A 13,573-nucleotide genomic window follows, 5' to 3' on the forward strand; every position below is an offset into this window, starting at 1 on the left:
GTAAAATTTGGCGTGAAATTTATAAAAATGCAAATATACAACTAAACAGCAATAACATCAGAAAATTATCGTCATCCTGATTTTTTCTATTTTTTAGCTTTTAAAAAATTAAGAAGTTGAAATGAATTTTAAATAAAATAAATAAGACAGGTTAATTTAAATACTAGGTGAGGTAAGCAAGTTTGTAAAAAAGAATCTTATCAAAAAACAAATAAAGAACAATAAAACACTCTATTTAACATAATGTTAATTATAATACATATATATTTATAGAAAAATAGGTGGTGTATGTATGTATTATTAGTATTATTAAGTTATTTATTTATGTTTTAATTAATTTAAAATTTATTTAATTAATTTAAAATTTATTTAATTTTTTATTTAAAAAAAACAACAAAACAAAAAACAACTAACACGCGACTTTCTTTTATTACGAAACGAATTAATTTACTTTTACGAACTTTGATATATCTATCAATTTAAACAAAATCATCAACATCAAAAAAAAGCCAAAACAATTTATGAGCCTTACAATTCTTTATGAGGATGCTTATATCCTATGTGTTTCTAAGCCTAATAATATCGTTGTTCATCACGCCTATCATTCTAGAAATGTTTCTGATGAAGATTCTTTATTACAAATACTATTCAATCAATTTGGACAAAAATTTTATCCAATCCACCGTTTAGACAGAAAAACTTCAGGAATTATTTTATTAGCAAAAGAAACAAAATACGTTTCTAAATTCCAAGAACTTTTCACGAACAATGAAATTCAGAAAACATATTATGGAATTGTCCGAGGACATGCTCCTGCTTCTAAAACGATTGATTCTCCTGTAAAAGGACGTGATTCTGACGTTTATAAAGAAGCCGAAACACATTTAAAAACAGTTGCAAATATTATTTTAGATATTCCTGTAAAACCTTACGAAACCTCACGTTATAGCTTGGTTGAAATGAAACCAACTACGGGAAGATTACATCAATTACGCATTCATCTCAATAAAATAAGTCATCCACTTATTGGCGATCCAAAATATGGTGATAAAAATCATAATATCATGTTTATTGATAATTTTGATTGTGAGAACTTATTTTTACACGCCTATTCTTTGGAATTTTCGCATCCTTTTTCATCAGAAAAACTTCTTATAAAAGCCAATTTTCCAAAAGATTGGACAACTGTTTTTAAACGATTTGAATGGAGTTTTGAATAATAAAGCATCTTCTATTATTCTATTTAACATAATGTTGTTTTTTTATATTAAATAAAAAACAACATTATATATTGATAAAACTTAAAAATCCCGCTTTTAAAAAGCGGGATTTTATACTAAAAGACTATAAATTAAGTTTTTACACTAAAACTAAATTTTCTCTAACTCTAAATTTCTTTAAAAATAGCGTGCATTAAGCGTTTTTTATCGTTGATGCTTTCTTCTAGAGAAATCATTGTTTCGGTTCTGTAAACACCTTCAATATCATCCATTCGATAAATAATATCTTTTGCATCGTGTGTACTTTTCGCTCTCACTTTGCAAAATACGTTGTATTTCCCAGCGGTTACATAGGCTACAGTTACATTTGGAATCAATCTTAAATTGTCCAAAACGTGTTGTGTCATTGATGATTTTTCGAGATAAACGCCAACGTGAGCTATAAAAGTGTATCCCATTTTATCGTAATTTAACGACAATGTTGAGCCTTGTATAATTCCTTCGTCTTCCATTTTTTTAACACGTACGTGAATTGTTCCTGCCGATACTAATAGTTTTTTGGCAATATCCGTAAATGGCGTTCGTGCATTTTCAATTAAAATGTCTAATATCTGATGGTCTATTTCATCGAGTACAAACTTCTTCATTCTTTTTTTTTCAGGTAAAATCACTAAAATAAGTTTTTATAAATTTTTTAAATAACAATTAAATGACTTTATGATTGTTTTTTAAGAGATAAACTTTCGGGTTTTTTATCTTGATACTTCTTCACATTTTATTACTTTTTTTATTCTTTGACTATTTCTTTTTCGTTTTCTTTCGTTTTTTTTTGATATAATTATTTACGTAATTCTTTGTGTCCGATATATGAAGATAAGTCTCCTTCTTTTTCTTTCTTTAAAGTCGGTGCAAATTTACCATTTTCTACTTTCTCTACATACTGAAAAGCCACATCTTTTTGATTATTTTCGTGATTATTTTCCGTTTTATTTCCTGTTCGATATATAACATCATAGAAGTTCTTGATATTGTTTGGAATAGCGAAATATTCTTGATGTTCTGTAGTATTATTTTTACAAGCAAGATGATAAATCCCTTGTAATAGTGCAAAAAAGTTAAATTTACGCACATTTTCTCGTTCATAATCGTTTGGAAAATGCCCTGCTTCTATCAAAATTGTATTGTATCCTAATTTTTGAAACGTATCTCCAGTGGCTGTTGGATAAAATTCATCGGTATATCGTCCTATATGATTCGGAATTATTTCCTGTAATAATTCATTCATGGCGATAATTACGTTCATGGTTTTTTTACGTCCTTCTGTAATTTTTCGGGTAATTTCTTCGGATGGTGCTAAGAATGAAATTGTTGCAGGATTTCGAGTTCCTTCCACGCCGAAAATGGTTCTTTGGTCGTGTAAGTTGAAGCAGAAATCAGGATTTACGGTATCTAAAATTTTGCGTAATAGTTTACTTTCTTTGGCTTTTAAATCGACGGCATCTCTATTTAAGTCGATATTATTAGCATTTACTCTGGTATAAACCTCCGCTCCATCAGGATTTAAGATTGGAATAATCGTAATTTCACAATTTTCTAAAATTGTTTTTGCAATGTTATTTTCTTGATAATTTTCTTCATTTTTCAAGAAGTTCAGAAAATCGAACACGGCTTTTGTTCCTGTGCTTTCATTTCCGTGCATTTGACTCCAAATAAGAATTTTTACTTGCTTATTTTCTTTTTTATTTTCTAATTTTCCTGTTTTTTCTTGCTTAATTTTTAGTTGATAAATATCTTTTCCTTGTTCGGACTCCCCTATTTTATATGCGGATATTTTTTGATGATTTTCAATTTTAACATTAGAAAATTCTTCAATAATTGGTTTAATATGTTCTAAGGTGATATATCTTCCAGATATTTTGGATTGTTTAATTTTTTGATAATTTTCTTCTAAAAAATCAATATTTAGTGTATTGGTATTCATCGATATTTTTTTGTTCTGTTTTTTTTGTGTTTTTTTTAGATAGTTTTAAATTTTAACTAAATTATGATTTTAATTTAAAAACCAATTTTCCACGATTTCTTTTTCTATTGATTTCCCAGATTGATGTGTATATTCATTTTTGAGGCTATCGTATTGATATTCTTTCGCCCAATTTTCGATATTTTCCGTTAATTCTTCTAAAGATTTACAGATAAATTGTACCTCATCATCGGTAATTGTGGGATGTATTGATAATCGTATCCAGCCAGGTTTTTGAGTATTACATCCTTCTAAAATCTGATTTTTAATTTCATTTGATGTATTTTGATTGACATTTAATAAGAAATGTCCGTACGTTCCTGCACAGGAGCAACCGCCTCTGGTTTGGATTCCGAATCTATCATTTAATAATTTCACGACTAAATTGAAGTGATATTTTTCATAATAGAAAGAAAAAATACTCAATCTATCTTTTTGATTTGGGGCTAATATTTTTACGCCATTTAATTTTTCTAAGCATTTAAAAATAACAGGATTTATTTCATTTTCTCTTTTTTTGATATTTTTCGTTCCCATATTATTTTTCAATTGCATGGCGAATGCAATTTTGATAGTTTGTAAAAAAGCGGGAGTTCCGCCGTCTTCTCTGGTTTCGATTTCATCAAAATAATCGTGTTGTCCCCACGGATTTGTATAACTCACCGTTCCTCCTCCAGGATTATCGGGAATCATATTTTTATATAATTTTTTATTGAAGATTAAAACGCCTGAACTTCCAGGACCTCCTAAGAATTTATGAGGCGAAAAAAAGATAGCGTCTAAATATTCCTCTTTTTTCTTCGGATGCATATTTATATCGACATAGGGAGCGGAACAAGCGAAATCAACAAAACACAAACCGCCATATTTATGAATTAAACTTGCTATTTTATGATATTCAGTTTTAATTCCTGTTACGTTTGAACCTGCGATAATTGACGCTATTTTAATCGGTCTGTCGGCATATTTTTTGATAGTTTCTTCAAAAATATGTAAACAGATTAAGCCCTCATCATTACAAGGCACAACAACGACCTCAGCAATAGTTTCTATCCAAGAAGTTTGATTTGAATGATGTTCCATATGACTTACAAAAACGATTGGTCTTTTTTGGTCAGGAATTAGTGTATTTTCTTTAAGATTTTCAGAAACTTTGAGTCCTAAAATTCGTTGAAATTTATTAACAACGCCTGTCATTCCAGAACCTTCGGTAATTAAAATATCATCTTCGGATGCGTTTACATGATTTTTAATAATATTCCGAGCTTCATTATAAGCTAATGTCATCACAGCTCCAGCGGTAGCAGTTTCTGTATGTGTATTTGCGACAAACGCTCCTATTTCATGTAGTAATTTTTCTTCTATCGGATAATATAAACGTCCACTTGCTGTCCAATCGGCATATATCATTTTTTGTGTTCCGTAAGGCGATTGGTAGGTTTGGTTATTTCCTACGATATTCTTTCTAAATTGACTGAAATAATCTTCTAAATTCATAAATTATCTATATAGAATATAAATTTAATTTTTTACATCAAAATAACCTAAAAATTATATAGAATTAACTTTTTTCTAACTTTTGTAAAAAATGTCTTTTACAAAAGAAAAAACCACTGTTTTTAGCAGTGGTTTTTTCAAAAAAAATATTAATTAATATTTTTACAATCTAAACTTTCCTCCTATTAAAATGGTTTTCTGAAGAAAGAAAAAGTTTTGCGAAGCACTATCCGAAGAATTTGAAGTTGTTTTAACATCAGGCATATAAATATGTCCACCTTTCAAATCTGCTTGCACGTAAAAATGTTTTAAGAAGGAGATATTTACACCTGCAACAAGCGAAGCTCCGTATCCAGACAAATGAAAAGAATCATTTCTATCTTTCCCTAATAATTTTGAATTTGTCTTTGGATATAAAATTCCCATTCCAAAACCTTCTGTTAGGTTAATTTGTAAGTTTTCAAGATTCAAGCCAAACCAATGACTTACATCGTCGAAACGTTTTAATTCTACGTTTACGTAATTCAAACCGTCTGTATGTTCGAAACGTAGAAAATCTTCTGCTAAATTAACAGTTTCATTATTGTACGTTCCGTCATATTTTGCGTTTCCATCATTAATATTTCCGTTGATTTTCACATTTTGATCATCAATCATCACATATTTCATGTGGTCAACTCCGATAGAAACCGTGTAATTTTCTTTAAAGAAATACCCGATTCTATAATTTGTTTGCGGAATTGTAACGTTACCAGGGTTAAAATACTTGTTAAAAGAGAATTTTGTTTGTCTATCCTGCGCTTTTACATCCGATAAGGTAAAGTCATAATTATCGCCTTTAAAATGAATATCAGCATCACTATAACTTGCCCAATTCCATCCCCAATAAGCGAAAAACTTTCCTTTATTGGTTACTTTCTTTTTTTGGATGATAAATTTTTCGCTGTTACGCGCTTTATCATATTCTCTATTTTCTTGCTTACTTTGCTCCTGTCCTATTATTGATGATGCGGTTACCGCCATCATTAATAAACTCAAACTAATTGTTCTTAATTTCAACTTGATTATTTATATTTATGTGTTGTTTTTTATTTCTTAAAATTATTTATTTAATAATTTCTTCAATTTCTGTTATGAATCTTTCAGCAAGTGTATCTGCATTTTTTTGGCTATCGCTTTCGGTATAAATTCTGATAATCGGCTCTGTATTCGATTTACGTAAATGAACCCATTGTTTTTCAAAATCAATTTTTACACCGTCAATTGTATTAACGTCTTCATTTTGATATTTTAAAGTCATTTTTGATAAAACCTCATCAACATCAATTTTCGGAGTTAATTGAATTTTGTTTTTACTCATAAAATAACTTGGATACGAATCTCTTAATTCTTTACAAGACATTTTCTTTTTCGCTAAATGCGATAAAAACAACGCAACACCAACTAAAGAATCTCTACCATAATGCGAAGCAGGATAAATAATTCCTCCATTTCCTTCACCACCAATTACAGTATCGGTATCTTTCATCATTTGAACTACGTTTACTTCACCTACGGCAGATGCTGTGTAAGTTCCACCATGTTTTTCAGTAACATCACGTAAAGCTCTTGATGATGATAAATTAGAAACTGTATTTCCTCCTTTTAATTTACCTAATACGTAATCCGCACAAGCAACTAACGTGTATTCTTCCCCAAACATAGAACCATCTTCTGATATTAAAGCTAAACGGTCAACATCAGGATCCACAACAATTCCTAAATCGGCTTTCTTTTTAACGACTAATTTAGAAATATCAGTTAAATTCTCTTTTAAAGGTTCAGGATTATGAGGGAAATCACCATTTGGCTCACAATATAATTCGATACATTTAACACCTAATTCCTTTAATAAAGCAGGAATAAAAATTCCTCCAGTAGAATTAACACCATCAACAACCACTTTAAACTTTGCTTTTTTAATAGCTTTTACATCGACTAAATCTAAGTTTAAAACTTCTTTGATGTGTTTCTTTAAATAACGCTTATTCTTTCTGTAGCTTCCTAATTCATCAACGGCAGCAAACGTAAAATCTTCATTATCTGCTAAAGCTAAAATTTCTTCTCCATCTGCGCCGTTTAAAAACTCTCCTTTTTCATTTAATAATTTTAAGGCGTTCCATTGCTTCGGATTATGAGAAGCTGTTAAAATAATTCCTCCATGTGCTTTTTCTAAAGGAACAGCAATTTCCACCGTTGGTGTTGTAGATAGGCCTAAATCAACCACATTAATTCCTAATCCAACTAACGTGTTTGCTACTAAGTTGCTAATCATTTTACCAGAAATACGTGCATCTCTACCAATAACGACTTTAATTTTCGTATTATTTTTTTGAGCTGTCGGGTTTCTTTTGATGATAAAAGCTCCGTAAGCTGCTGCAAATTTAACAGCGTCTAATGGCGTAAGATTTTCGCTAGGCTTTCCTCCTATTGTTCCTCTAATTCCTGATATCGATTTTATAAGTGTCATAGTTTTTTTAATTACTTTTTTTGATTTTCACTACAAATATAATGGTAATAAAGAAATTAATATAAAAAGAAGAAACCTTTAATTATAACCAAGTTACAATTAAAGGTTTAAAAAAATATTTTACTACTTGAATTCAACCTAAAAGTATTTATATTTATCTATTTACTTGAAAATTGTATTAATTGTAGTACCAACCCTACGGTTTTCACCATATAATGTAATGGTTTTTTCTTGCTCTGAATTTCCGAAATATGATGGAAATAAATAGCTATAACCCAATGTAAGTGTTAATTCTGTTTTTTTATTGTTAACAGTTAAATCAAAACCATAACTGATTGAGCTTGAACTTGAAATCATGAAAACAGAACCATTTGAAGGGATAGAAATAGTATTAGGTAAATTCTCACCAGTGATAATTAATATATCGCCACTAAAATATCTGTTTTTATTTAAAGAAGTAATAATTGGTATATCTTCGGCTAAAACATCGATATTAAAAGTTGAAACAGTTTTAACGTTACCGTCTATCAAATATTTAAGTTTGTAATTAGTAGCTGTAGCAATATTATCTGGAAAACTATACCGAAAAGCATTAAAAGACATTCCGTTTGTATAATTAGAAGAATTTGTAATTGATGTGTTTTTTATTATATATGAGTTCTGTTCATTTTCTAACACTAAAGTGGAATTAGGTACAGATAAATCGATACCTGTCCCCGAAATAATTGCAGTAGCATTACTATAAAACATTTTATAGTGATTATCAAAAAACTGAAAAGCTTTGGTTGTTAGTGTGAATGTAGATGTTTTACCATTTTCTGCTGTTACAATATATTCAACTGGTAAGTAGAAATTTTGTGGTCCTTCTTTAACGGGAAGAATTGATGCTCCATCAGGTATAGAAAACACGATATTCGCAGTTTCTAGTGTATTATCAGTTTCTACATATAATGTTTTAGCATCATTATTTACTGTACCTTCATATTTTTTAGCATTAATTAATAATTTAAAATTAAGGATATCTGTATTAGAACTGATATTATTTACAATTACTCTGTATATATTTGATGCTCCATTCTCTGCTATAATTGTATAGACTATCTCATTCTCGAAATTTTGAGAGATATTTACTACTGGCGATATACTTGATTTATCCGAATATTCTATTATTGGCACTAAAGATGTTAGATCCGCATCTTCAGTATTGAGTGTTATTATTTTATTTGTTTGATTAATTACACCAGAAATTAATTTTCCTGCAATATTCAATTGAAACGATGTTATCTTATTTTTATTATTCAGAACTATTGGTAATATTTCAGGAGTAATTTCAGGAGTATCCTCTTTTTGACATGAAAAAAGTACACCAAAAAATAATATTACTATAAATATTTTATTTTTCATAATTTAATTAATTTTTTAATCCGTTAACACTTGGGTAAATTACTTTTTCCCCTTCTCCAATGATAATTATTGGAGATTTAATTATAATTTCCGTATGTTTTTTCTTCCAATTAAGTATACCTGTTTCGGCATTTATAGCATACATATTTTTACTCCAATCTCCTATGTAAACAGTATCATCAAATACAATAGGCGAAGATGTAGTGTTATTATCTAAATCAAAACGCCAAATTAATGACCCATCATTTGCGTTTAAGCATAACAATTCACCACTTCCATTCTTTGATACTCCAATATATACCTTATCATTATAAATGAATGGAGATGTCTCTATTGATGAATTTAAAGTCAACGGATTATACTCCCATATAGTAGTGACTGTTTTTAAATTATAAGCATATATTCCCCTATAAGTAGCTGTGATAATTGACTCTTTAAATTGTGTTGGAGAAGCATAAAATGATATCTCTGATTCTGAATCGATACTCCAATTTTTAATTCCTGTATTTTTATTGAGAGAATAAAATCTACCACTATTATCACCAAAAAAAATGTCATTATTTACTACCAAGGGATTCGTATATGTTTTATAAGCATTTTTTTCTAATTTAAAGTTCCAAATTATTGCTCCTGTTTGTTTATTAATAGCAGATACAATGCTGCTACACGTAAATATTTTATCAGAGTCAATAGATAAAGGAGCGTAATGATGTGGTAAATTACGTTGCCATAGCTTTCCTCCTGTTATTTTATCTATACAATATAAAGTAGAGCCAGAATCAAGAGCATAAATATTAGCAACATCTACAATTATGCTACGATATTCATCGATCTTTTTATTAGTAGGTTTACTTGTCCAATTAGTTTTTCCAGAAAGAATATCCAATCCATTTATTCCAGAATAAATAAGGTTATCGGATATGACATGGCTTTCTATAAATGAAGTTTCAGTTTTCCACATAGGTTTTAAAGTATAAAGATCTAATGCGTAAAGTGTTCCTCCAAAACCTGTATATAACAATATTTTACTTTTGGAGCTTGAAAATTTAAAAAGAACCTCAGTTGTTCCTCCTTTTTTATCTGTACCGATTATTCTACCTACATAATCTTCATTATATGCGAAGACTGTAGAACTGATAGATTCCGTAGTTTCTGTGATAAGTATTGAATTTACATATAATTTATAAAATATTTGGTCGCCATCTTTATCTTCAGCATCACTCCAATTTATAGTAACTTTTGGTCCGTCTAAAACAATATCATCAATTTTTATAGTTCCAGGTTTTGAGTTTGGTTCATTTGGTTCAATAGTCGGGGTTTGGTCATCCGATGAACAAGAAAAACAAATAATAATAGATATTATTAAGGTGATATATTTCATTTAAAGCTAATTTATTTTTTTTACATAAAAACAACATTAAAAAAACCCGCTACTTTCGTAACGGGTTTTAAGAGTTTATGATAAAGAAATATTATTTCCCTTCCATTTTTCTTTTTAATTCAGCTAATCCACCAATATCTCCTAAAGTAGTTTTTTCTACGTCAGCAGCTTTTTTAGCAGCAGCCTTGATGTTTTTCTTTTCTTCTTCTTTGAAAAGAGACGTATGAGAAACAACAATTCTTCTGTATTCTTTACTAAATTCAGTAACGATGAACTTTACAGCATCACCTTTTTCTAATTTAGAACCGTCTTCTTTTTCTAAGAAACGAGTTGGAGCGAATGCTTCGATACCATCTGCAAAAGTTACAGTTGCACCTTTATCATTCTTTTCCTTGATAGAACCTTCGTGAGTAGATCCGATTGCATACGTAGCTTCATGAGCATCCCAAGGGTTATCTTGAGTTTGCTTATGACCTAAGTTTAACTTACGGTTCTCAACGTCTAATTCTAATACTTGAACTTCTAATTTATCACCAACAGTAACAAAATCAGAAGGATGCTTAATTTTCTTAGTCCAAGATAAATCAGAGATATAAACTAATCCGTCAATTCCTTCTTCTAATTCAACAAACACACCAAAGTTAGTATAGTTACGTACAGTACCAGTATGCTTAGAGTTTACAGGGTACTTAGTAGTAATATCAGTCCAAGGATCTGGATGTAATTGCTTCATACCAAGAGACATTTTACGGTCTTCACGGTCTAAAGTTAAAATTTGAGCTTCAACCTCATCACCAACTTTTACGAAATCTTGCGCAGAACGTAAGTGAGTAGACCAAGACATTTCAGAAACGTGAATTAAACCTTCAACACCTTCTTCAACCTCTACAAAAGCACCATAATCAGCTAAAACAACAACTTTTCCTTTCACTTTATCACCAACTTTTAAATCAGTATTTAAAGCTTCCCAAGGATGAGAAGATAATTGTTTTAAACCTAATTGAATTCTAGATTTGTTATCATCAAAGTCTAAAATTACAACATTTAATTTCTGATCTAATTCAACAACCTCATTCGGGTGGTTAATACGAGACCAAGATAAATCAGTAATATGAACTAAACCGTCAACACCACCTAAATCAACAAAGACACCATAAGAAGTAATGTTTTTAACAACACCTTCTAATACTTGTCCTTTTTCTAATTGACCAATGATTTCTTTCTTCTGATCTTCTAAATCAGCTTCAATTAACGCTTTATGCGATACTACTACGTTTTTAAATTCGTGGTTGATTTTCACAACTTTGAATTCCATAGTTTTCTCTACATACTGATCGTAATCACGGATAGGCTTCACATCAATTTGAGATCCTGGTAAGAAAGCTTCAATACCAAATACATCAACGATCATACCTCCACGAGTTCTACACTTAACAAAACCGTTAACGATTTCACCAGTTTCATGTGCATTATTAACACGTTCCCATGCTTTAATAACACGTGCTTTTTTGTGAGATAATACTAATTGACCAGAAGCATCTTCTCTTTTGTCAACTAATACCTCAACACTATCTCCAAGTTTTAAACCTGGATTGTAACGGAATTCGTTTAAAGAAATTACTCCCTCTGACTTAGAGTTGATATCGATAATTGCATCTCTATCAGTAATTCTTGTAACGGTTCCTTCGATAACATCACGTTCGTTTACGAAACCTACTGTTCCTTCTAACGCTTTTTCGAATTCTTTTAATTTAGATTCATCAACTTCATCAATACCTTCTTCGTATTTATGCCAGTTAAATGTTGCTAAAAATTCTGCTGGGTTTACTGTTACTGCTTCAGCAGCTGTGTTTTTTTCTTCAGACATGTCTGAACTAGTTTTTGTATCTTTCTATTGATCAGATTCTTAGCGATATCAATATAAAAGAGAATTAAAATATAAATTTGTTTGCTGCCTTTGTTAAATCTGTTCTCGTAAAAAGGCGTGCAAATTTACGATGTTTAATCTTAAAAACCTATAAACACCTTTGATTTTAAGTAAGTTAAATATAGACTCAATTATTTAATTATGATATTCCTAGTTTTATGCACTATTTTTTACAGTATTTAAAATACCTCTCCGAGCGTTGTTACGGATTTCGTAAAATTAAAAAATATAAGTTCTTGTTTTTATTGGATTTTTTAAATGATAAAAAACAGTGCATGCTCCTATTTTTTTATCGTTTTAAATATTTTATCCCAAAAAACAGTATAAAATCCATAATTACGATAGTTTAATTGATGATGTTTCTGATGAAAACTGTTTGTTGTGAATATCAAAAGGTCTTTTTCTTTTTGTACGTTTAAATGTGTAATGACTCCGTAAAGCCAATTAAAAACAAGAAACACTATAAAACTATATAAGTTAAATGAAAATAATATTGATACCATAGTCAACAACAAACCAAATAAGACAGCTTCCCAAAGCGACATATAATACAAACTCACCGCATTGAATTCAATAGTATGTTCGTGATGTTTTGCGTGAATCGTATTTAAGTAAGGTATATTATGAGAACACCAATGTAATATGTACATTAAAAAATCCATCAATATAAAAAGCGCTATAAACGAAATTATAAAGTTATCCGAAGAAAAAGTTATGATATCTATTTGCCATAATATATAACCAGGAATTGCAATAAGAATGTTTATCAATAATATTAGTAAAGAATAAAGCACTTCTTTTTTAGAAGTGCTTGTATGTTGTTTATGTCGCTTATCCCAAAATTTACTTATAATAATATTAAACAGATACCCTATTATATTTGAAAGTATCAGTAATGAGAAAAATACAATAGGGTTTTTCATGAGTTTTGGTATTTGTGTTTTCGTAGAGACAGATTGCTATCCGTTTCTACCGCATATCACGGTACGTATATATTGTATTGTACCGTCGTTTGTTTATTTTATTTATTATTTAAACGCTAATGATTTGAAAATTAAATCGGCATCTGCTTGGTATTTTTTTTGATATTTTTCTTCGGAAGAATACGTAAACGTGTAATAATTCTCTTTTACTTCAAAAAAGAATCTTATTGTGTCGTAATTTACCGAATTCCAATCATGTTTATAGTGCTGTGCGTAGGTTGTCCCGAATTTAGTTTGGTGTTTAGTTACTTCTTGAAGCGAGACTTCTTTTTGCGTAAAATGATGATTAATATAATCTTCTGTAACTTTTTGAAGTGTTATTTTTTCATTTTCACTTTCTATTACTGCTCCTGTTTTTTTTGGTGTAATGTTAAATATTTGAACGGTATTTTTATAAAAGATAGCGCCTAAATTTTTAGGTGTATATGTTACAAAATCATGATCGGGAACTGCTTTCCAAGATTCGGGAAGTTTTACCGTGTAATTTTGAGCGTTCCTGTATGTTTTTATTTCTCCTTCAGTTAGATGATGAATTTTAGGTTTATTAGCGCCACAGCTGGCTAATAGTAATGTTAAAGCTAAACAGCTTAAAGATGTAGATATTTTTAATTTCATTTTCATATTATTTTTAC

Annotated in this window: 11 protein-coding genes; 1 reads left to right on the forward strand and 10 read right to left on the reverse strand. The window is 29.6% G+C overall.

What is annotated here, in order from left to right; translation table 11 throughout:
• Positions 1-521 precede the first annotated feature (521 nt).
• Positions 522-1,220 carry a pseudouridine synthase gene (locus tag L0U77_RS08815; RefSeq protein ID WP_233901038.1) on the forward strand — a complete coding sequence of 233 codons (699 nt, stop codon included), beginning with the start codon at positions 522-524 and terminating at the stop codon, positions 1,218-1,220.
• Positions 1,221-1,387: 167 nt separating this feature from the next.
• On the opposite strand, the gene L0U77_RS08820 is transcribed toward L0U77_RS08815, so the two are convergent.
• From L0U77_RS08820 to L0U77_RS08865, 10 genes are all read right to left on the reverse strand, one after another.
• On the reverse strand, positions 1,388-1,867 hold the full coding sequence (locus L0U77_RS08820) for an Lrp/AsnC family transcriptional regulator (protein ID WP_233885668.1): 480 nt from the start codon (positions 1,865-1,867) through the stop codon (positions 1,388-1,390).
• A gap of 191 nt (positions 1,868-2,058) precedes the next feature.
• On the reverse strand, positions 2,059-3,201 hold the full coding sequence (locus tag L0U77_RS08825) for a M14 family zinc carboxypeptidase (RefSeq protein WP_233901039.1): 1,143 nt from the start codon (positions 3,199-3,201) through the stop codon (positions 2,059-2,061).
• A 69-nt stretch (positions 3,202-3,270) separates the two neighbouring features.
• Positions 3,271-4,737, reverse strand: a complete 1,467-nt coding sequence (locus tag L0U77_RS08830; protein WP_233901040.1) for an aminotransferase class V-fold PLP-dependent enzyme — start codon at positions 4,735-4,737, stop codon at positions 3,271-3,273.
• A 162-nt stretch (positions 4,738-4,899) separates the two neighbouring features.
• Positions 4,900-5,796 (reverse strand): hypothetical protein, encoded by an 897-nt coding sequence (locus tag L0U77_RS08835; RefSeq protein ID WP_233901041.1) that lies wholly within the window; start codon positions 5,794-5,796, stop codon positions 4,900-4,902.
• A gap of 46 nt (positions 5,797-5,842) precedes the next feature.
• Entirely contained in the window at positions 5,843-7,246 is a 1,404-nt protein-coding gene (gene glmM / locus L0U77_RS08840) for a phosphoglucosamine mutase (RefSeq protein ID WP_233901042.1), read from the reverse strand.
• Between the two features lie 162 nt (positions 7,247-7,408).
• Positions 7,409-8,650, reverse strand: a complete 1,242-nt coding sequence (locus L0U77_RS08845) for a DUF5018 domain-containing protein (protein ID WP_233901043.1) — start codon at positions 8,648-8,650, stop codon at positions 7,409-7,411.
• Between the two features lie 7 nt (positions 8,651-8,657).
• On the reverse strand, positions 8,658-10,031 hold the full coding sequence (locus tag L0U77_RS08850; protein ID WP_233901044.1) for a PQQ-binding-like beta-propeller repeat protein: 1,374 nt from the start codon (positions 10,029-10,031) through the stop codon (positions 8,658-8,660).
• 91 nt (positions 10,032-10,122) lie between these two features.
• A complete protein-coding gene (rpsA, locus tag L0U77_RS08855) occupies positions 10,123-11,898 on the reverse strand; it encodes a 30S ribosomal protein S1 (protein WP_101915238.1) in 1,776 nt (591 codons plus the stop codon).
• Between the two features lie 341 nt (positions 11,899-12,239).
• Complete coding sequence (locus L0U77_RS08860; protein WP_233897992.1) at positions 12,240-12,881, reverse strand: sterol desaturase family protein; 642 nt, start codon at positions 12,879-12,881, stop codon at positions 12,240-12,242.
• A gap of 105 nt (positions 12,882-12,986) precedes the next feature.
• On the reverse strand, positions 12,987-13,556 hold the full coding sequence (locus tag L0U77_RS08865) for a DM13 domain-containing protein (RefSeq protein WP_233897993.1): 570 nt from the start codon (positions 13,554-13,556) through the stop codon (positions 12,987-12,989).
• Positions 13,557-13,573 lie beyond the last annotated feature (17 nt).

It is taken from the genome of Tenacibaculum piscium (assembly GCF_021390715.1).
Taxonomy (GTDB): domain Bacteria; phylum Bacteroidota; class Bacteroidia; order Flavobacteriales; family Flavobacteriaceae; genus Polaribacter; species Polaribacter piscius.

What these genes read in the sequence shown, in the direction of transcription:
- rpsA (WP_101915238.1), bottom strand. Translation starts at nt 11,898, where the DNA reads ATGTCTGAAGAAAAAAACACAGCTGCTGAAGCAGTAACAGTAAACCCA.
- L0U77_RS08850 (WP_233901044.1), bottom strand. Translation starts at nt 10,031, where the DNA reads ATGAAATATATCACCTTAATAATATCTATTATTATTTGTTTTTCTTGT.
- L0U77_RS08825 (WP_233901039.1), bottom strand. Translation starts at nt 3,201, where the DNA reads ATGAATACCAATACACTAAATATTGATTTTTTAGAAGAAAATTATCAA.
- L0U77_RS08865 (WP_233897993.1), bottom strand. Translation starts at nt 13,556, where the DNA reads ATGAAATTAAAAATATCTACATCTTTAAGCTGTTTAGCTTTAACATTA.
- L0U77_RS08845 (WP_233901043.1), bottom strand. Translation starts at nt 8,650, where the DNA reads ATGAAAAATAAAATATTTATAGTAATATTATTTTTTGGTGTACTTTTT.
- glmM (WP_233901042.1), bottom strand. Translation starts at nt 7,246, where the DNA reads ATGACACTTATAAAATCGATATCAGGAATTAGAGGAACAATAGGAGGA.
- L0U77_RS08815 (WP_233901038.1), top strand. Translation starts at nt 522, where the DNA reads ATGAGCCTTACAATTCTTTATGAGGATGCTTATATCCTATGTGTTTCT.
- L0U77_RS08820 (WP_233885668.1), bottom strand. Translation starts at nt 1,867, where the DNA reads ATGAAGAAGTTTGTACTCGATGAAATAGACCATCAGATATTAGACATT.
- L0U77_RS08860 (WP_233897992.1), bottom strand. Translation starts at nt 12,881, where the DNA reads ATGAAAAACCCTATTGTATTTTTCTCATTACTGATACTTTCAAATATA.
- L0U77_RS08830 (WP_233901040.1), bottom strand. Translation starts at nt 4,737, where the DNA reads ATGAATTTAGAAGATTATTTCAGTCAATTTAGAAAGAATATCGTAGGA.